13 protein-coding genes and 1 pseudogene are annotated in these 19,108 nt (G+C 73.7%); 5 read left to right on the top strand and 9 right to left on the bottom strand.

The window, feature by feature from the left end; translation table 11 throughout:
- Positions 1-102 precede the first annotated feature (102 nt).
- Both mca and Sdagh_RS14870 read left to right on the top strand, forming a co-directional pair.
- Complete coding sequence (mca, locus tag Sdagh_RS14875) at positions 103-984, top strand: mycothiol conjugate amidase Mca (RefSeq protein WP_189417414.1); 882 nt, start codon at positions 103-105, stop codon at positions 982-984.
- On the top strand, positions 977-1,222 hold the full coding sequence (locus tag Sdagh_RS14870) for a hypothetical protein (RefSeq protein WP_190008528.1): 246 nt from the start codon (positions 977-979) through the stop codon (positions 1,220-1,222). Before mca ends, Sdagh_RS14870 begins: the two co-directional genes overlap by 8 nt.
- A 36-nt stretch (positions 1,223-1,258) precedes the next feature.
- Here Sdagh_RS14870 and Sdagh_RS14865 read toward each other — a convergent pair whose 3' ends face one another.
- Positions 1,259-4,462: a tetratricopeptide repeat protein gene (locus Sdagh_RS14865; protein ID WP_189417409.1), complete on the bottom strand. Its 3,204-nt coding sequence runs from the start codon at positions 4,460-4,462 to the stop codon at positions 1,259-1,261.
- A 171-nt stretch (positions 4,463-4,633) separates the two neighbouring features.
- Here Sdagh_RS14865 and Sdagh_RS14860 point away from each other — a divergent pair, with 171 nt between their 5' ends.
- Positions 4,634-6,640 (top strand): thioredoxin domain-containing protein, encoded by a 2,007-nt coding sequence (locus tag Sdagh_RS14860; protein WP_189417406.1) that lies wholly within the window; start codon positions 4,634-4,636, stop codon positions 6,638-6,640.
- Positions 6,641-7,301: 661 nt separating this feature from the next.
- On the opposite strand, the gene Sdagh_RS14855 is transcribed toward Sdagh_RS14860, so the two are convergent.
- The 3 genes from Sdagh_RS14855 to trhA are packed head-to-tail and all read right to left on the bottom strand — an operon-like array spanning position 7,302 to position 9,411.
- Positions 7,302-8,015 (bottom strand): Mut7-C RNAse domain-containing protein, encoded by a 714-nt coding sequence (locus Sdagh_RS14855; RefSeq protein WP_189415513.1) that lies wholly within the window; start codon positions 8,013-8,015, stop codon positions 7,302-7,304.
- An 18-nt stretch (positions 8,016-8,033) separates the two neighbouring features.
- A complete protein-coding gene (locus tag Sdagh_RS14850; RefSeq protein WP_189415511.1) occupies positions 8,034-8,669 on the bottom strand; it encodes a TetR/AcrR family transcriptional regulator in 636 nt (211 codons plus the stop codon).
- Positions 8,670-8,706: 37 nt separating this feature from the next.
- A complete protein-coding gene (trhA, locus tag Sdagh_RS14845; RefSeq protein ID WP_189415509.1) occupies positions 8,707-9,411 on the bottom strand; it encodes a PAQR family membrane homeostasis protein TrhA in 705 nt (234 codons plus the stop codon).
- 324 nt (positions 9,412-9,735) lie between these two features.
- Here trhA and Sdagh_RS14840 point away from each other — a divergent pair, with 324 nt between their 5' ends.
- On the top strand, positions 9,736-11,556 hold the full coding sequence (locus Sdagh_RS14840) for a phosphoenolpyruvate carboxykinase (GTP) (RefSeq protein WP_189415507.1): 1,821 nt from the start codon (positions 9,736-9,738) through the stop codon (positions 11,554-11,556).
- A 377-nt stretch (positions 11,557-11,933) separates the two neighbouring features.
- On the opposite strand, the pseudogene Sdagh_RS14835 reads toward Sdagh_RS14840, so the two are convergent.
- A pseudogene (locus tag Sdagh_RS14835) lies at positions 11,934-12,153 on the bottom strand (hypothetical protein); the annotation flags it as partial.
- 269 nt (positions 12,154-12,422) lie between these two features.
- Between Sdagh_RS14835 and Sdagh_RS14830 the strand changes: the two are divergent.
- Complete coding sequence (locus Sdagh_RS14830; protein WP_189415505.1) at positions 12,423-14,168, top strand: Ig-like domain repeat protein; 1,746 nt, start codon at positions 12,423-12,425, stop codon at positions 14,166-14,168.
- Positions 14,169-14,253: 85 nt separating this feature from the next.
- Here Sdagh_RS14830 and Sdagh_RS14825 read toward each other — a convergent pair whose 3' ends face one another.
- From Sdagh_RS14825 to Sdagh_RS14810, 4 genes are all read right to left on the bottom strand, one after another.
- Positions 14,254-14,676 (bottom strand): SCO4983 family protein, encoded by a 423-nt coding sequence (locus Sdagh_RS14825; RefSeq protein WP_189415503.1) that lies wholly within the window; start codon positions 14,674-14,676, stop codon positions 14,254-14,256.
- 141 nt (positions 14,677-14,817) lie between these two features.
- A complete protein-coding gene (locus tag Sdagh_RS14820) occupies positions 14,818-16,029 on the bottom strand; it encodes a pyridoxal phosphate-dependent aminotransferase (RefSeq protein ID WP_189415501.1) in 1,212 nt (403 codons plus the stop codon).
- An 85-nt stretch (positions 16,030-16,114) separates the two neighbouring features.
- Positions 16,115-17,722 carry an N-acyl-D-amino-acid deacylase family protein gene (locus Sdagh_RS14815; protein ID WP_190077526.1) on the bottom strand — a complete coding sequence of 536 codons (1,608 nt, stop codon included), beginning with the start codon at positions 17,720-17,722 and terminating at the stop codon, positions 16,115-16,117.
- Positions 17,723-17,734: 12 nt separating this feature from the next.
- Entirely contained in the window at positions 17,735-19,012 is a 1,278-nt protein-coding gene (locus Sdagh_RS14810) for an amino acid deaminase (protein ID WP_189415497.1), read from the bottom strand.
- Positions 19,013-19,108 lie beyond the last annotated feature (96 nt).

The following is a 19,108-nucleotide window of genomic DNA, read 5'->3' as shown; positions in this document are numbered from 1 at the left end:
GGAGCACGACCCCGGAATTATTCGCCCTCCGATTCGGTCACTATAGAAGCCGCCGAACGCGCTCGAAGACACCGGGGCGCCGACTTAACCGAGGATCGAGTCTTGACTGACCAGCTGCGACTGATGGCCGTACACGCCCACCCCGACGACGAGTCGAGCAAGGGCGCGGCCACCATGGCGAAGTACGTGTCCGAGGGGGTGGACGTGCTCGTGGTGACCTGCACGGGCGGGGAACGCGGCTCCATCCTCAACCCCAAGCTCCAGGGGGACCCGTACATCGAGGAGAACATTCACGAGGTACGCCGGAAGGAGATGGACGAGGCCCGCGAGATCCTGGGCGTCAAGCAGGAGTGGCTCGGCTTCGTCGACTCCGGGCTGCCCGAGGGCGACCCGCTGCCGCCGCTGCCGGAGGGCTGCTTCGCCCTGGAGGACGTCGACAAGGCGGCCGGCGAGCTGGTGCGCAAGATCCGCGCCTTCCGGCCGCAGGTGATCACCACGTACGACGAGAACGGCGGTTATCCGCACCCCGACCACATCATGACCCACAAGATCACGATGGTGGCGTTCGAGGGGGCGACGGACACCGAGAAGTACCCGGAGAGCGAGTACGGACCGGCGTTCCAGCCGCTGAAGGTGTACTACAACCAGGGCTTCAACCGGCCCCGCACCGAGGCCCTGCACCAGGCCATGCTCGACCGCGGCCTGGAGTCCCCCTACGGGGACTGGCTCAAACGGTGGAACGAGATCGAGCGCGTCGAGCGCACCCTCACCACCCACGTGCCGTGCGCCGAATTCTTCGAGATCCGGGACAAGGCGCTGATCGCGCACGCCACGCAGATCGACCCCGAGGGGGGCTGGTTCCGCGTTCCGATGGACCTCCAGAAGGAGGTCTGGCCCACCGAGGAGTACGAGCTGGCGAAGTCGCTCGTGGACACTTCCCTCCCCGAGGACGACCTCTTCGCGGGCATCCGGGACAATGCCTGACATGAGCGCTAGCGCAAGCCAGGCAATGACGCACCTCGTCACCCTCGCCGAGGTGGACGAGAACAAGGTCACCCCCGGCGTCCTCGGCTTCATCGTCTTCGCGGTGATGGCGGTGGCGGTGTGGTTCCTGATGAAGTCGATGAACCGGCACATGGGCAGGGTCGACTTCACGGAGTCCGCCGAGACGGAGCCGGAGGGCGGCCCGGTCTCCGGCCGGGCCAAGCCGCAGCAGGGCTGAGGGCGCGGCAGGGCCGGCGGCCGCCCGCGCGGCCGCTCAGTCCTGCCCCACCCCCACCTCCACCCCCATGACCTCCCGCGCGTGCCGGTTCGGGACCATGCCCAGGCGCCAGCCCTGCCAGCCGGACTCCAGCCGGACGCCGCGCTCCAGCAGCAGCTCGTAGGCGCGCAGGCCGTCCGTCAGGCGTTCGTCGCGGGCCGGGTGCGTCGCGCGGGCCAGCTCGGCCAGCTCCTCCTGCGCCACCGCCGTACCGACCTCCACACCGCCGGGCGCCCCGTACGGCAGCAGGGTGCAGCGCAGGAAGCGGGCCCAGTCGTCGCCGCGGCGGTCGCCGTACGACGCGAACAGCGTGACCGCCTCGTCGCACAGGTCGAGGGCCTGCGCGGTGCGGCCGTTGCCCGCGTCGACCACCGCCAGCTCCAGACAGGTCCACGCCTCGCCGTGCGCGACCCCGATCCGGCGGAAGTCGGCACGGGCGTCGACCAGGAGCTGGCGGGCGAACCCGGAGTTGCGCAGCGAGCCCGTCTGCGCGGCGCGCTGGTCGCGGGTGACGCGGGCCGAGTGGTGCCGGGCGCAGGCCAGGCCGTAGACGTCCCGCATCCGGGAGAACATCGTCCGGGACCGCTCCAGCTCGCGGACGGCCCGGTCCAGGTCGCCGGTCTCCTCCAGCGCCTGGCCCAGGTAGTAGACGGTCCACGCCTCGCCGCGGGCGTCCTCGTTGTCGCGGTGCCGGGCCGCCGCCCGGTACAGGTCCTCCACCGCGCGCACCGCGTCCTGGTCGACCAGCCGGGCCCGCGCCAGCTGGGTCAGCGCCCACGCCTCGCCGCGGGCGTCCTGGGTGCGGCCGTACAGGCCGAGCGCGGCCCGCAGGTCGGCCTCCGCGCGGGGCACGTCACCGCGGCGCAGATGGAGCTGGCCGAGCTGGTAGTGGGCCCATGCCTGGCCGTGCACCGACTCGCCCGCGCGGTGCAGGACCAGCGACTCCTCCAGCAGCCCCAGGGCCTCCGCCAGCCGCGACCGGTCGCGCTGCACCGCCGCCAGGGCGTGCAGCGTCCACGCCCGGTCGGTGGCCAGCTCGGGACCGGCCTGGAGGCCGAGGGCCTCGTGCAGCTTGGCCGCCGCCCCGGTCAGGTCTCCCTGGTGGTGCAGGGTGATGCCGAGCGAGGTCAGCGCACGGGCCGCGCCCGCGTCGTGCTGCGCCTCCAGGTACAGGTCGACCACCGAGGTCAGCGTGGTCCGCGCCTTGTCCAGCTCGCCGAGCTGCCGGGCCGCGATACCGGTGCGCCACTGCACCGAGCGCAGCAGCAGCCCCTGGTCGACGGCCTGCGCCAGGTCGCTGATCTCCCCGAGCCGGTACAGGTCGCCGCGGAGCAGGCAGTAGTCGCACAGCGCGCCCAGCAGGTTCAGGACCGCGCCCTGGTCGACGCCCTCGGCGTGCCGCAGCGTCGCCGTGATGAAGCTGGACTCGTCGTCCAGCCAGCGCAGCGCCTCGTCCAGCGAGGTGAAGCCGTGCGGGCCGAACCGGTCCGAGCGGGTCGACATGTTGCCGTCCACCAGCCGCAGCACCGAGTCGGCCAGCTCCCCGTAGTTCGCGATGAGCCGCTCCTGCGCCGCCGTCCGCTCGGCCGCCTCCTCCTCGTCGCCCAGCCGGGCCTGCGCGAAGGCCCGCACCACGTCGTGCAGGCGGTACCGGCTGCCCCGGACCCGGTCGATCAGCCCCGCCCGGGACAGCGCGGTGAGCTGCCGGGTCGCCTCCGGCTCGTCGGTGGCGAGCAGCGCCGCGGCGGCGGCGGCGCCCAGGGAGGTACGGCCGGCCAGCGCGAGCCGGCGCAGCAGCCGGCGGGCCGCGTCCGACTGGTCGGTGTAGCGCAGCCACAGCGCCCGCTCGGCCGGCTCCACCGGACCGTAGGCGCCCAGGTCGGCGGCGAGGGCGCGGGGCGAGCGCGGTCCCAGCGCGGAACCGGCGATCCGCAGCGCCAGCGGCAGCCCCCCGCACAGCTCCCGCACCCGGTCGGCGGCCTCGGCGTCGTAGGGCTCGTCCGGGTCCTGCGCGGCGGCCCGCAGCAGCTCCTCGGCGCCGGCCGCGTCCAGCGGCTCCACGGGGAGGTGGTGCACCCGGGCCGGCAGGTCCGCGGGCAGCTCCAGCGGGTGCCGCGCGGTGACCAGGACGAGGCTGTCGGACCGCTCAGGGAGCAGCGTGCGCACCTGCTCCACGTCACTGGCGTCATCGAGTACGACGACGACCGGGACGCCCGTCAGATGCTGGTGGTACAGCTCGCTCAGCCGTCTGACCTGCTGGTCCGCCGAGGAACGCTCCCGGAACAGCAGTTGCTCGCGGGGCGCGCCGAGCCGGTTGAGCAGATGCAGCAGCGCGTCCCGGGTGGACAGCGGCGTCTCCCCGGAGGTGTCGCCGCGCAGGTCCACCACGCAGGCACCGCGGAAGTGGTCCTTCAGGTCGTGGGCGGCCCGCACCGCCAGCGTCGTACGGCCGCTGCCGGGAGCCCCGTGCAGCACCACCACCGTCGGTTTCGTCTCGGTGCTCGCGCGGGCCTCCCGCACCCACTGCCGCAGCCGCGCCGTCTCCCGCCGCCGCCCCGCGAACACCCCCTCCGGCACCGGAAGCTGCCCGAACGACTGTTCCAGCACCGTCCGCCCGCGGGCCGCCGCGCTCTTGTCGGCGCCGCGCAGCTTCGGCCCCGGCTTGCTCGGCCCCGTCGACGCGGCGAGCACCCGCTGCTGGTCCAGGAACGGCCGGATGCCCCGCACCTCCAGCGCCGTCAGCCACTGCAACCGCAGCGCCTCCGGGCCGCCGGGCTGCTGCGCCGCGCCGGCCCGGTGATGGGCGGCGGGCAGATGGACGCCGGCCACCTTCACCACGGTCGCCGCCGCGCCCACCACCCCGACCGCGACGCCCGCGCCGACCGCGGTGCCGGTGCCGGTGCCCAGGGCGACGTCGGCCACCACCGCGGCGACGGCCGCGACCCCGGCCACCAGCAGGGGAGTGCCGGCGCCCTCCTGGGCGTAGCGCCGGCGGAAGGTGAGCCGGCCGGCCTCGCCCTCGTCCAGGGCCCGGACGTACGCGTCGTACTCCTCGGCGGCGGTACGCGCCATCGCGTCCAGCGCGCCGCGCGCCCGCGCCAGCAGCACGCTCCCGTCGGCCCGGCCCCCGGTGCGGCGGACCTCCTCCTCGACGGCCCGCGCGAGCACCCGCTCGGCCTCCGCCCGATGACTGTCCCGCATGTCCCGTCCCCCTCCGGCAGCCCCGGTCGCCCCCTGCGCCGCCCGGCCGCTCCACGGGTCCTTCCCACGTCGACCCCCGGCCAAATGTCCCGCCGGGTGAAGGCCCTGGGAAGAGGGACGGCGGCGGTGTGCCGTCCGGGGAGGCGCGGGTACTGGGGCAGGATGGACCCCATGGCGAACCGACTGGCCCGCGAGACGTCCCCCTACCTGCTGCAGCACGCCGACAACCCCGTCCACTGGTGGCCCTGGTCGGAGGAGGCGTTCGAGGAGGCGCGGCGGCGGGACGTGCCGGTGCTGCTGTCGGTCGGCTACTCGGCGTGTCACTGGTGTCACGTCATGGCCCACGAGTCCTTCGAGGACCAGGCCACCGCCGACTTCCTCAACTCGCACTTCGTCAGCGTCAAGGTCGACCGCGAGGAGCGGCCCGACGTCGACGCCGTCTACATGGAGGCCGTGCAGGCGGCGACCGGGCAGGGCGGATGGCCGATGACGGTGTTCCTCACGCCGGACGCCGAGCCCTTCTACTTCGGCACGTACTACCCGCCCGCGCCCCGCCAGGGCATGCCGTCCTTCCGGCAGGTCCTGGCCGGGGTGCACCAGGCGTGGACCGACCGGCGCGGGGAGGTCACCGAGGTCGCCGGGAAGATCGTCCAGGACCTCGCCGGGCGGGAGATCTCCTACGGCGACGCCCGGGCCCCCGGCGAGGAGGAGCTGGCGGGGGCGCTGCTGGGCCTGACCCGGGAGTACGACGCGCGGCACGGCGGATTCGGCGGGGCGCCGAAGTTCCCGCCGTCGATGGTGATCGAGTTCCTGCTGCGCCACCACGCCCGCACCGGCGCCGAGGGCGCGTTGCAGATGGCGGTGGACACCTGCGAGCGGATGGCCCGGGGCGGGATCTACGACCAGCTGGGCGGCGGCTTCGCCCGGTACTCGGTGGACCGGGAGTGGGTCGTGCCGCACTTCGAGAAGATGCTGTACGACAACGCGCTGCTGGCCCGGGTCCACGCCCACCTGTGGCGGTCCACCGGCTCCGGCCTCGCCCGGCGGATCGCCCTGGAGACCGCCGACTTCCTGGTCCGCGAACTGCGCACCGCCGAGGGCGGGTTCGCCTCCGCGCTGGACGCCGACAGCGACGACGGCACCGGGCGGCACGTCGAGGGCGCCTACTACGTCTGGACGCCCGAGCAGCTCCGGGAGGTACTCGGGGACGCCGACGCCGCCCTCGCCGCGCAGTACTTCGGGGTGACCGAGGAGGGCACCTTCGAGCACGGCGCCTCGGTGCTCCAGCTCCCCCAGCACGAAGGCGTGTTCGACGCCGAGCGGGTGCTCTCCGTACGGGAGCGGCTGCTCGCGGCGCGGGCCGGGCGGCCGGCGCCCGGCCGGGACGACAAGGTCGTCGCCGCCTGGAACGGCCTCGCGATCGCCGCGCTCGCCGAGACCGGCGCCTACTTCGACCGGCCCGACCTCATCGAGGCCGCCGTCGCCGCCGCCGACCTGATGGTCCGGCTGCACCTGGACGACCAGGGGCGGCTCACCCGCACCAGCAAGGACGGGCGGGCCGGCGCCAGTGCGGGCGTCCTGGAGGACTACGCCGATGTCGCCGAGGGCTTCCTCGCGCTGGCCTCCGTCACCGGGGAGGGCGTCTGGCTGGACTTCGCCGGGCTGCTCCTGGACCACGTACTGACCCGGTTCCGGGACGAGGCGGGGTCGCTGTACGACACGGCCGTCGACGCGGAGCGGCTGATCCGGCGACCGCAGGACCCGACGGACAACGCGACGCCCTCCGGGTGGACGGCGGCGGCGGGCGCGCTGCTGACGTACGCCGCGCACACCGGGTCCGCGCCGCACCGGGAGGCCGCGGAGCACGCGCTGGGCGTGGTGAAGGCGCTGGGGCCCCGGGTGCCGAGGTTCGTCGGATGGGGGCTGGCCGTGGCGGAGGCGTATCTGGACGGCCCGCGCGAGGTCGCCGTCGTGGGCGACGGGGAGCTGCGCCGGGCCGCGCTGCTCGGGACCGCGCCGGGGATGGTGGTCGCCTTCGGCGAGGAGGGCAGCGAGGAGTTCCCGCTGCTGGCCGGACGACCGCTCGTGCAGGGGCGGCCGGCGGCGTACGTGTGCCGGGGCTTCGTCTGCGAGGCGCCCACGACGGACGTGGGGCGGCTGCGGGACGCGGTGCGGTGACGGCCGCGCCCGCGCGGGGAGCGCGCGGGACGCGGTGCGGTGACGGGTGTGCGGGGCGATGCGGTTCGGTGCTCGGTCGGGCCGGTGCGGGGGCGTGAGTGGTGCGGTGGTGGGTGCGGCGTCGCTGGTCGCGCCTGCGCGGGGCGATGCGGTTCGGTGCTCGGTCGGGCCGGTGCGGGGGCGTGAGTGGTGCGGTGGTGGGTGCGGCGTCGCTGGTCGCGCCTGCGCGGGGCGATGCGGTTCGGTGCTCGGTCGGGCCGGTGCGGGGGCGTGAGCGGTGCGGTGGTGGGTGCGGCGTCGCTGGTCGCGCCTGCGCGGGGCGATGCGGTTCGGTGCTCGGTCGGGCCCGTGCGGGGGCGTGAGCGGTGCGGGGGTGGGTGCGGTGGCGCCGGTCGCGCCTGCGCGGGGCGATGCGGTTCGGTGCTCGGTCGGGCCCGTGCGGGGGCGTGAGCGGTGCGGGGGTGGGTGCGGTGGCGCCGGTCGCGCCTGCGCGGGGCGATGCGGTTCCGTGTTCGGTCGGGCCGGTGCGGGGGCGTGAGTGGTGCGGTGGTGGGTGCGGTGGCGCCGGTCCTGCCCGTGAGGGGACGGCTCTGCCCGGTGTCCGGTCGCGTGGGGACCGCGCCACTGCCCCGCCCTCGCCGTGAGGGGCATGCGCCCCCCTTTACGGCGCGTGTTTCCTGACGATCGCCTCCAGTTGCTCGTGGTGGGCGCCCCGCCAGTACGCGCGGCCGCACTCCGCGCACTGGGCGAAGACGTCGTACGACCGCTGCGTACCGCTTTCCAGCTGGTCGGCGACCTCCTCCTTGGTCGCCTCGCGCAGCAGCCCGTTGCAGGCCGTGCAGCGGGTCCACGGGTGGAGGGCGGGGGCGAAGCGGTCCAGGATGTCGGAGAGCTGGTCGTCGGGGCGGGTGCTGTAGACGAACGCGCCGGCCCACAGTTCGCGGCGGCGCAGCAGGCCCCGGTCGCGGCTGAGCAGCACCCGGCGTTCGGCGGCGGAGCGGGCGGCCAGCGCCGGGTCGCCGATGTCCGCCGACTCGTACGCGGCGTCCACGCCGAGCAGGCGCAGGCGGCGGGCGAGGGTGCCGAGGTGTACGTCGAGGAGGAAGCGCAGCGGGGCGCCCGGGACGCGCTGCGGGCGGTCCACGGGGCGGACGGCCACCGACTCGCCGGCGACGGGGACGTGCCCCGGCGGTACGCGGTGGCCGTCGACGAGGAGGGTGCCGACCTCGGTCAGCGGGACGCCCAGGGACTCCACGACGTGGCCGAGGGTGGACACGCCGTCGACGGGGGCGCGGATGGTGCCGGCCGGGCGGGCCCGGGGGACGAAGAGCAGCAGTTCCGGGGCGAACCCGACCTGGATCTCGGGACCGTTCACCCGGTCAGGATGTCATGATCACCGGGTGGCGGGCAGGTCCCGGAAGACGTCGAGGGCGTGGTCGGCGAGCCGGGCCAGGTCGTCCCGGCAGCCGCCTTCGACCCAGAGGGCCATCGCCTCCAGCAGGGCTCCCGTCAGGCCCATCGCGTAGAGGCGGACCTCCGGGTCGCTCTCGTCGCGGCCGGTGCGGGCGGCGAGGGCGCGGCGCATCAGGCGGGCCGTGCCGGACCCGCTCTCCAGCAGGCGGGCGCGGACGGCCGGGACCTCGGCCAGCAGCCGGACGCGGAGCAGCAGGTCGTCGCGGTGCGGAGGCCCGCCCGGGGGCAGGGCGGTCACGCGGCGCAGCACCCACCGCAGTGTCTCCGGCACCGGCTCGTCCGCGGGGCGGTGCCGCAGCAGTTCCTCCAGCAGGGGCTCGTACGCGTCGGTGAGGACGATGTCCTCCTTGGCGGGGAAGTAGCGCGCGACCGTGCTGGGGGAGACGTCGGCGCGCTCGGCGATCCGCTCGACGGTGGTGGCGTCGTACCCCTGCTCGCGGAACAGGGCGAACGCGGCCTGCCGGATCGCGAGCCGGGTCCTGAGCTTCTTCCGCTCCCGCAGCCCCGGCGGCCGGGGCGCGGCCTCGGGGGCGGGGGTGCGGGACGCCGGGGTCATGCCGTCCATTGTCCTCCCGGCGTCCGCACCCGGCCCGTCAGTACGCGACCAGGGAGATCCCCACGTAGTGGGCGGTGAACGCCGCCAGCGTGAAGGAGTGGAAGACCTCGTGGAAGCCGAACCAGCGCGGGGACGGGTTCGGGCGCTTGATGCCGTAGATGACGCCGCCGATGCTGTAGAGCACCCCGCCGAGGACGATCAGGAAGAGGACCGCGACGCCGCCCTCCCGCAGGAAGTCGGGCAGGTAGAAGACGGCCGCCCAACCCATGGCGAGGTAGCAGGGCGTGTAGAGCCAGCGGGGGGCGCCGACCCAGAAGACGCGGAAGGCGATGCCGGCCACCGCGGCGGCCCAGATGCCCCACAGCAGCAACCGTCCCTGGGACTCCGGCAGCAGCAGGATGGTCAGCGGGGTGTAGGTGCCCGCGATGATCAGGAAGATGTTGGCGTGGTCCAGGCGGCGCAGGACGCCGTCCATCCGCGGACTCCAGTCGCCCCGGTGGTACAGGGCGCTCACGCCGAACAGCAGGCAGGCCGTCAGGACGTAGACCCCGCAGGCGACGCGGCCTCTGGTCGAGTCGGCGAGCGCGGTGAGCACGAGGCCCGCGACGAGGACGGCCGGGAACATTCCGAGGTGCAGCCAGCCGCGGAGCTTGGGCTTGACCGGATGCGGCAGGGAGAGCGCGACGGGACCGCGGCCGGCGGCCGGGGAATCCGTGTGCGCATCGGAAGCGGACGCAGTCATATGGGAAGCGTACCTACGCACCCGTAGGTTACGCGTCAGTACAGGCGTACGAATCCAGTCGCCCGCTCATCTTCCCACGGCGGCCGAGTAAAAGAAGTTCCAGGTGAACCCAACGTATACGCAAAGAAACGGCGCCATACCCCCTGGTGCGTGGCGATCCTCACGCCGCTCAGCTGTGCGGCCCTCTGGACAGATGGGCGCGAGCGTCGGATGATCAAATGAGTGCGGTCGGCACCGGATGAGCGCGCGGGTGATCACGGGCAGGCATCCGGGTCGCAGCCCCCACGGGGCCTCCAACAAAAAACCCCTCATCTAGGAGCAAACGTGGCGCGCGACATCGCGGCTTCCCCCGTTCCCACCCGGCACCAGGAGCTGCTCTCCTGGGTGGACGAGATCGCCGGACTGACGCAGCCGGACCGGGTGGTCTGGTGCGACGGTTCCGAGGCCGAGTACGAGCGACTGTGCGAGGAGCTCGTCGCCAAGGGCACCTTCCGGAAACTCGACCCGATCAAGCGCCCGAACTCCTACTACGCCGCCTCCGACCCCAGCGATGTCGCCCGCGTCGAGGACCGGACCTTCATCTGCTCCGCCAAGGAGGAGGACGCCGGCCCCACCAACCACTGGAAGGACCCCGCCGAGATGCGGGAGACCTTCACCGGGGAGAACGGCCTGTTCCGCGGGTCGATGCGCGGGCGGACCATGTACGTCGTGCCGTTCTGCATGGGGCCGCTGGGCTCGCCGCTGTCCGCGATCGGCGTCGAGATCACCGACTCCGCGTACGTCGCCGTCTCGATGCGGACGATGACCCGCATGGGGCAGCCGGTCCTGGACGAACTGGGCGACAGCGGCTTCTTCGTCAAGGCCGTGCACTCCCTCGGCGCCCCGCTGGCGGCGGGCCAGGAGGACGTGCCCTGGCCCTGCAACAGCACCAAGTACATCTCGCACTTCCCCGAGGACCGCGAGATCTGGTCCTACGGCTCCGGCTACGGCGGCAACGCGCTGCTCGGCAAGAAGTGCTACGCCCTGCGCATCGCCTCCGTCATGGCCCGCGACGAGGGCTGGCTCGCCGAGCACATGCTCATCCTGAAGCTGACCCCGCCGCGCGGCGAGGCGAAGTACGTCGCCGCCGCCTTCCCGAGCGCCTGCGGCAAGACCAACCTCGCCATGCTGGAGCCGACCGTCCCCGGCTGGACGGTGGAGACCATCGGCGACGACATCGCCTGGATGCGCTTCGGCGAGGACGGCCGCCTCTACGCCATCAACCCCGAGGCCGGCTTCTTCGGCGTCGCGCCCGGCACCGGCGAGCACACCAACGCCAACGCGATGAAGACGCTGTGGGGCAACTCGGTCTTCACCAACGTCGCGCTGACCGACGACAACGACGTGTGGTGGGAGGGGATGACCGAGGAGACCCCCGCCCACCTCACCGACTGGAAGGGCAACGACTGGACGCCCGGGTCCGGCACGCCCGCCGCCCACCCCAACGCCCGCTTCACCACGCCGGCCGCGCAGTGCCCGATCATCGCGCCGGAGTGGGAGGACCCCAAGGGCGTGCCGATCTCCGCGATCCTCTTCGGCGGGCGGCGCGCCACCGCCGTGCCGCTGGTCACCGAGTCCTTCGACTGGAACCACGGCGTCTTCCTCGGCGCCAACGTGGCCTCCGAGAAGACCGCCGCCGCCGAGGGCAAGGTCGGTGAGCTGCGCCGCGACCCGTTCGCCATGCTGCCGTTCTGCGGCTACAACATGGGCGACTACATGGGCCACTGGGTCGACGTCGCGAAGGACAAGGACCAGGCGAAGCTGCCGAAGATCTACTACGTCAACTGGTTCCGCAAGGACGACGACGGCCGGTTCGTCTGGCCCGGCTTCGGCGAGAACAGCCGCGTCCTGAAGTGGATCGTGGAGCGTCTGGAGGGCAGGGCCGAGGGCGTCGAGACGCCGATCGGCGTGCTCCCGGCCAAGGGCGCGCTGGACACCGACGGCCTGGACCTGTCCGAGGCCGACCTGGACTTCCTGCTCACCGTCGACAAGGAGGTCTGGCGCGAGGAGGCGGCCCTCGTCCCCGAGCACCTGAACACCTTCGGCGACCACACGCCGAAGGAGCTGTGGGACCAGTACCACGCGCTGGTGCGGCGCCTGGGCTGACGCCCGCGCGGGTTTCGCGGCCGGTCCGGCAAGCCCTGACCAGCGTTGTCGTCACGAAGGCCGGTCGCGAGGGGGTTCCTCCCCGCTCCAGTAGCTCGATGTCCCGGAGCGCGGGGGAGGAACCCCGTCCGGGCCGGGTCCCCGCACAACGGCGTGCGACGGACCCGGCCCCACAGCGTCCTCGGCCCGCTCGGTCCGGTCTCCGGTCACGTCCGGTCAGTCCGGCGAGGCGTCCGGCCGCCGCCGGGGCAGCCCGGCGTCCGCGAGGCAGGCGCGCCGGCCTTCTCCCGGGGCACGGCGGCCACCGGTCCGGGCGGCGTTTCGGGTGGGTGGGGGTGAAGCTGTCGTCGGTCTCGGTCATGCCGGTCCCCCCGTCGTCCACGCGCCCGGCGGGCGATCTCGCGCGGCACCGCGGAGGTGGGCACGGGCGCCTGCCGGACGCCGGTCAGTCGCCGGTCGGGACAGGCGGTGCGGTCCTGCGTCGCCTGTCCCGGTGGGCTCGGCGGTCGCGCCCTGCGGCCGGAACCCGTGCCGGACGGCGAGCTTCCGCGGCTCCGGGTCCCACACCGCGGCCAGCAGGACCGCGAGGACGGTTCCCGCGATGCGTCTCACAGGCGGAGCGGCGTCGCGGAATCCCAGGTTCCCCGGTGTCCGGGGTGACCGGGCGGTGACCGGGCCATGCCGGTACGCGACAGGAACCGGCCACTCCGCCGCGCCGGAGCCGTTTCCCGCGGCGCCACGCCGCCGAAAAGCCTCCGCCGTTCGGGAGGTGGCGGGGTACGCTCCCGATCCCGCTCGACCCGAACGCGCGTTCCCCATCGGTGGGGAGCCGTACCGGGTCGCCGACAGCCTGTGGGGGGCACAAGGTGAATACAGTTCGAGGTATCAGACGTACCGGGCGGCTCGGGGGCACGCTGCTCGCGGCGGCGCTCGCGGCCGGCGCCCTGACCGTCTCCGCCGCACCCGCCGCGCACGCCGCGGCCTCCGACCTCGTGGCCAAGCTGCCGATCTCCTCGTTCTCGGCGCTGACGGTCGACTCCGCGCACCAGCGCGTGTACGTCGCCGACAGCAACATGGGCAGCTCGTCCAACACCGGACTCATCGCCGTCTACGACTTCTCCGGCGTGCGGCTCAGCACCATCACCACCCAGCGCCACGTCTCCGGCCTCGCGCTGAACGCCGACGGCAGCGTGCTCCACGCCGGTGGCCGGGAGACGATCCTGCGCTACGACACCACCACGTACCAGGCGCTCCCCGCCGGGGCGGCCAGTACGGACACCTGCGGGCGCAGCCTGGCCTTCGCGGGCGGCAAGGTCCACCACACGGTGTCGTCGTACATCACCTACCTCTCGGACTGCGACACGTCACTCACGTACCTGGATCACAGCCGGCCCGACAACACCTGGCAGCGCAGCGGATGGCAGGACTACGGCAGGCTCCAGCTGGAGGCCGGCCCCGGTGACCGGCTGATGATGGGCCAGCCGGCGAACAGCAAGGCCGCGAACCCGTTCCTCGCGGTGTTCGACGCGAGCGGGGAGACCCTGGTGCGGACGGCCGCCCGCCGCTTCGCCGACGGCGAGGGCAAGGGCGCGCTCGACTTCAAGGACATGGCGTTCTCTCCGGACGGCACCGCGGTGGCCGTCGCCGACGCCACCGCGGGGACCCGGCTGCTGAACACCGCCGACCTGTCCGACGCCGCGACCGGCTACCCGGCGCTGCCGGCCGGCGCCGCCGCTTCCGCCGTCGCCTTCAGCGGGGACGGGAAGTACCTCGCGCGCGGCGCCTCGGCCCAGGGCGCCACGCCCGACCTGCTGCTGTCGCCCGCCGACCCGGAGGACGCGACCCCGGCGCTGGAGTTCGCCTTCGAGGGCAGCCTCGACGGCGACCGGGTGGCGCCGCGCGGCCTGGAGTGGTCCGCCGACGGCTCCCGGCTCTTCGCGGTCACCACCAACACCGCGGGCAGCCAGTACTGGCTGCACGTCGTCCAGCCGCCGGCCGTCCAGTACGACGCCCGCTTCACCGGCGGACTGACCCACAGCCCCGCCGGGGCGGTCGCCGGCGAGGCGCTGGCGGTGCGCGGCAGGCTGGAGCTGGACGGACCCGCGCCGGCCGAGCCGCTGAAGGTGACGGCGACCCGCACCGACGCGGGCGGGACGCGCGAGCTGGGCACCGCGACCGTCAGGGCGGACGGCACCTTCACCGTGCTGGACGAGCCGGACCTGGTCGGGGAGGCGACGTACACGGTGTCGTTCCTGGGTGACCTCACCCACCGCCCGGCCACCGACGTCACCCGCACGGTGTCCGTCGGCCGGGCGGGCAGCGCGATCACCCTCACCGCACCGGCGGAGGCGTCGAAGAGCGCCGGCGTGCACATCACCGGCACGTTCACCGCGCGGGGCGCGGCGCTGCCCGAGCGGGCGGTGCTGACGGTGGAACGCACCGACCGGCTCGGCACCGGCACGCTGTCGTCGGTGACGGTCGCCGCCGACGGCACCTTCACCATCGACGACCTGCCGCGCACCCGCCGGGACACGACCTACACGGTCGGCTGGCCCGGCGACGACCTGCACGACGGGACCACGGCGTCGGCGACGGTCCGCGTCACCGCCTGACCCGGACGGCACGCACCCACGGGCGGGGTGCCCCGGGCAGGACGTCCGGGGTACCCCGCCCGTGCGCGCAGGGGCACTGCGGGGCTCAGCGGGACGCGAGGGCGAGCGACTCCAGGGCCGCCGTGTGGGCGTCCATCCGCTCGGCGGCGAGGATCGCCACCACCGTGTCGGCGCGGGAGGCCGCCACGACCAGCGCGCGGCCCGCCAGGGCGTGCGCCCGCCGGTGCAGGCCGGCGAGGCGCCCGGTGTCGCGCACCACGGAGAGCGGGACGCGGACCGGCGGCTGCCCGCCCCGCAGCCGGGCCACCTGCGCGGCCAGCCGCTCGGCCGCCGCGTCCAGTTCCGCACCGGGCGCGAGGTCCCGCAGCTCGTCCGTGACGGTGAGCAGTGCGGCGAGGTGGCCCGCGAGCTGGATGTCCAGCTCCTCCTCGCGGGAGCGGTGGGGGAAGTCCGGGCTGCCGTCGGCCATCGTGCTGTGGACCGACTTGGTACGGATCGGCTCGTACATGGATGGCCTCCTGACTACTACCAGGAAACCATCCTACATTGGAATCATTCTAAAGTTGTGCCGATCCCGGGAAGACGGGTCCCGAGAAGACGGGTCCCGAGAAGAGGGGCCTGAGGAGAGTGGTCCTGAGGAGAGGGGCCGTCAGGGCTGGCCGTAGCCCTCCAGGAAGTGCTTGATGCGCCCCACCGCGTCCCGCAGGTCCACCACCGAGGGCAGGGTGACGACCCGGAAGTGGTCCGGCTCGGGCCAGTTGAAGCCGGTGCCGTGCACGACCATGATCTTCTCCTGGCGGAGCAGGTCCAGGACCATCTGCCGGTCGTCCTTGATCTTGAAGACCTCGGGGTCCAGGCGCGGGAAGAGGTACAGCGCCCCCTTCGGCTTCACACAGGTCACCCCCGGGATCCGGGTCAGCAGCTCGTACGCCGTGTCCCGCTGCTCGCGCAGCCGCCCGCCCGGCAGCACCAGGTCCGTGATGGTCTGCCGGCCGCTGAGCGCGGCGACCACCCCGTGCTGGCCCGGCATGTTCGCGCACAGCCGCATGTTCGCCAGGATCGTCAGGCCCTCGATGTACGACTCGGCGTGCGCGCGCGGACCGGACACCGACATCCAGCCGACCCGGTACCCGGCCACCCGGTACGCCTTCGACATGCCGTTGAAGGTGAGCGTCAGCAGGTCCGGGGCGATCGAGGCGGTGGGGACGTGCACGGCGTCGTCGTAGAGGATCTTGTCGTAGATCTCGTCCGAGCAGACCAGCAGGTTGTGGCGGCGGGCGAGGTCGGTCAGGCCCCGCAGCAGCTCCTCCTCGTACACCGCGCCCGTGGGGTTGTTCGGGTTGATGATGACGATGGCCTTGGTGCGGTCGGTGACCTTGCGCTCGATGTCCGCGAGGTCCGGCATCCAGTCGGCCTGCTCGTCGCAGCGGTAGTGCACGGCCGTGCCGCCGGACAGGGAGACGGCCGCCGTCCACAGGGGGTAGTCCGGGGCCGGTACCAGCACCTCGTCGCCGTCGTCGAGCAGCGCCTGCATCGCCATCACGATCAGCTCGGAGACGCCGTTGCCGATGAAGACGTGCTCGACGTCCGTCTCGATGCCGAGGGTCTGGTTGTGCATGACCACCGCCCGGCGCGCGGCCAGCAGCCCCTTGGCGTCGCCGTAGCCGTGGGCCGAGGAGACGTTGCGGAGGATGTCCTCCAGGATCTCGGGCGGGCACTCGAACCCGAACGCCGCCGGATTGCCCGTGTTCAGCTTCAGGATGCGGTGACCGGCCGCTTCCAGCCGCATCGCCTCCTCGAGCACCGGGCCCCGGATCTCGTAACCGACGTTGGCGAGCTTGGTCGACTGGATCACCTGCATGCCCGCGAGCTTACGGCCCGGTCCGGGGGGCCGGGCCGTGTTTTCCACCACGTGGGACGGGTGGTTCGCGAGGATTTCTCCTCCCTCAGCGGGGTGTCCTCCGGACCGACCGTCCCGCCAGGACGTCCGTGCGGCGGCCGTCCTCGATCACGAAGCGGCCGTCGACCAGGACGTACGGGATGCCCGTGGGCAGGCGGCGGGGGTCCTCGAAGGTGGAGCCGGCGGCGACCGTCGCCGGGTCGAAGAGGACGAGGTCGGCGCGGTGGCCCTCGCGGACCAGGCCCCGGTCGGGCAGGCGGAGCCGGGCCGCCGGGCGGGAGGTGAGGTGGGCCACGCACTCCTCCAGGGAGAGGACGCCCAGCTCGCGGACGTAGTGCCCGAGGTAGTGCGGGAAGGTGCCGTAGGCGCGCGGGTGGGGCTTGGCGCCCTGGAGGATGCCGTCCGAGCCACCGGTGTGCACGCGGTGGCGCATGATCGCGCGGACGTTCTCCTCGTGGCCGACGTGCTGGAGGATGGCCGTGGCGAGCCGGTCGGTGCGCAGCAGGCGGCGGGCGACCGTCCACGGGGTCTCGCCGCGGGCCGTCGCCGACTCCTGGACCGTGCGGCCGACGTACGGCGCGAGGGCGGGGTCGGCCACGCCGGAGATCTCGATGGTCTCCCACTCCACGGGCACGCCGTGGCAGCCGTCGGAGCCGGTGACCTCCAGGTGGTGCCGGACGCGCTCGGCGGTGTCGTCGTCGGCGAGGCGCCTGAGGATCTCCTCCGGGCCGCCCTCGCTCGCCCAGCTCGGCAGCAGCGCGGCGAGGGTGGTGGAGCCGGGGGTGTACGGATAGGTGTCCAGGGTGATGTCGGCGCCGCCGGCGAGGGCCTCGTCCAGGAGGGCCAGCAGTTCGGGGGCGCGGCCCTTGTTGACGCCGAAGTTCATGGTGGCGTGGGCCAGGTGCAGGGGGCAGCCCGCCTCCCGGGTCAGGGCCACCATCTCCTCGTACGCCGCGAGGGCGCCCGCGCCGTACGAGCGGTGGTGCGGGCAGTAGTAGCCGCCGTACTCCCCGACCACCCGGCACAGCTCGGTCAGCTCCGCGTCCTCGGCGTACATGCCCGGCGTGTACGTCAGTCCCGACGACATGCCCACCGCGCCCTGCTCCAGGCCCTCGGCGACCAGCCGCCGCATGCGGTCCAGCTCGGCGGCGGTGGCCGGCCGGTCCTCCCAGCCGACCGCGAGGGCGCGGACCGTGCCCTGCGGGATCAGGTAGGCGGCGTTGACGGCGATGCCCCGGTCGAGCCGGTCCAGGTACTCGCCGACCGAGCGCCAGTCGAAGTCGACGTCGTCGCCGGGGCCGTTCCACCCGGCGATGGCGCGGCGCACCTCGCCGAGGGTGCGGTCGTCGACCGGCGCGTAGGACAGGCCGTCCTGGCCGAGGACCTCCAGGGTGACGCCCTGCGCCGCCTTCGCGCTGTGGTCGGGGTCGCGCAGCAGCGCGAGGTCGCTGTGCGCGTGCATGTCGATGAAGCCGGGGGCCAGCACGAGGCCCTCGGCGTCCAGCTCGCGGCGGGCGGTGGGCCGCTGGCAGCCGGCCGCCGCCTCCTTCACGATGGACGTGATCCGGCCGCCGTCGACCACGACGTCCGCCCGGTAGGCGCTCCCGCCGGAACCGTCCACCACGTCGGCGTCCCGGATGACCAGCTCTTCCACGCGAGTCTCCTTCTAGAAGAACGTACGGATGTACTCGACGACCGTCCCGTCCGCCTCGGCGACCGGGATGAGCTGCCACTTGTCGAAGGACGTGCAGGGGTGCGACAGGCCCATGCCGACCCAGTCCCCGACCTCGACGTCCGCCTCCGGCTCCGTACGCAGCCAGGCGTGCTGGTCGGACAGGCCGGTCACCTCGACGCCGGTGGCCGGGCGCTCGGTGCCGTCCCGCCGGATCACCTGGGCGAAGGGCAGGTGGAGGTCGTACGCCGCGTCCCGCTTGCCCGCGTTGGTGAACGCCTGCCCGGGGGCGGGCCGGGAGACGACCTGGCTCCACAGGCGGAACGCGGGCTCCAGGGCGCCCTCCTCGGGGACCCGGTTGAACGGCGTCAGCTCGCGGTAGTGGCCGTCGTCATGGGAGACGTACGCCCCCGAGCGCAGCAGCTTCAGCACGGGCCGGGAGAGCGCCGGGAGCTCCGCGAACACGTCGGCCACCGCGTCGAACCAGGCGCTGCCGCCCGCGCTCACCACGATCTCGCCGGCCTCCGCGAAGCAGCCCCGCCCGTCGAGGCCGGCGGCGAGCGCGACCAGCCGGCGCAGATACGCCCGCACCCGCTCCGGGCTCGCGTCCGGCACCTCGCCCTCGTACCCGGCGACGCCGGCCAGCCGCAGTCCCGGCGCGGCCGTCACCGCGTCCGCGACCGCCGCGCACTCCGCCTCCGTCCGCGCCCCGGTGCGGGCGCCCTCGCCGGCGGCCAGCTCCACCACCACGTCCAGCGGGCGGGCGGCCCCCGCGAGCGCCGCGTCCATCAGCTCGACGCCGCGCACGGAGTCGACGTAGGCGATCAGCCGGAAGTCCGGGTCGGCGTCCTGCTCGGCGGCGATCCAGCGCAGGGCGGCGGCGTCGACGAGTTCGTTGGCGAGGAAGATCCGCCGGACACCGAAGGCCCGCGCGACCCTGACCTGGTGGGGGACGGCGAGGGTGATGCCCCAGGCGCCGTGCTCCAGCTGGCGGTGGAAGAGCTGCGGGGCCATCGAGGTCTTGCCGTGCGGCGCGAAGGCGAGGCCGTGCCGGGCGGAGTAGGTCTCCATCAGCGCGAGGTTGTGCGCCAGGCGCTCGGCGGACAGGGCCAGCACGGGCGTGGTGAAACCGCCGGTGAAGAGGTCGCGGCGCTGCCCGGCCAGCTCGGCGACGGTCAGCCCGTACGCGTCCGGCGGAAGGCCCTTGAAACGGTGGTCGATGTGCTCCTCGGCCAGCTTGGCGAGGGCTTCCGTACCGGTGACGAGGGCCATCGAGCCTCCCTGATCAGGTGTGTTGCATACTCTGCAACACCCATTGCGTATATCGCTTACTGCTGTCTAACATCTCGGCGAACGCGGGGTCAACGG

Origin of the sequence: Streptomyces daghestanicus (assembly GCF_020521275.1) — a bacterium.
Taxonomy (GTDB): domain Bacteria; phylum Actinomycetota; class Actinomycetes; order Streptomycetales; family Streptomycetaceae; genus Streptomyces; species Streptomyces griseoviridis.
This window is presented reverse-complemented; position numbering and strand designations above follow the sequence as displayed.

What these genes read in the sequence shown, in the direction of transcription:
- Sdagh_RS14870 (WP_190008528.1), top strand. Translation starts at nt 977, where the DNA reads ATGCCTGACATGAGCGCTAGCGCAAGCCAGGCAATGACGCACCTCGTC.
- Sdagh_RS14865 (WP_189417409.1), bottom strand. Translation starts at nt 4,462, where the DNA reads ATGCGGGACAGTCATCGGGCGGAGGCCGAGCGGGTGCTCGCGCGGGCC.
- Sdagh_RS14860 (WP_189417406.1), top strand. Translation starts at nt 4,634, where the DNA reads ATGGCGAACCGACTGGCCCGCGAGACGTCCCCCTACCTGCTGCAGCAC.
- Sdagh_RS14850 (WP_189415511.1), bottom strand. Translation starts at nt 8,669, where the DNA reads ATGACCCCGGCGTCCCGCACCCCCGCCCCCGAGGCCGCGCCCCGGCCG.
- trhA (WP_189415509.1), bottom strand. Translation starts at nt 9,411, where the DNA reads ATGACTGCGTCCGCTTCCGATGCGCACACGGATTCCCCGGCCGCCGGC.
- Sdagh_RS14825 (WP_189415503.1), bottom strand. Translation starts at nt 14,676, where the DNA reads ATGTACGAGCCGATCCGTACCAAGTCGGTCCACAGCACGATGGCCGAC.
- Sdagh_RS14820 (WP_189415501.1), bottom strand. Translation starts at nt 16,029, where the DNA reads ATGCAGGTGATCCAGTCGACCAAGCTCGCCAACGTCGGTTACGAGATC.
- Sdagh_RS14810 (WP_189415497.1), bottom strand. Translation starts at nt 19,012, where the DNA reads ATGGCCCTCGTCACCGGTACGGAAGCCCTCGCCAAGCTGGCCGAGGAG.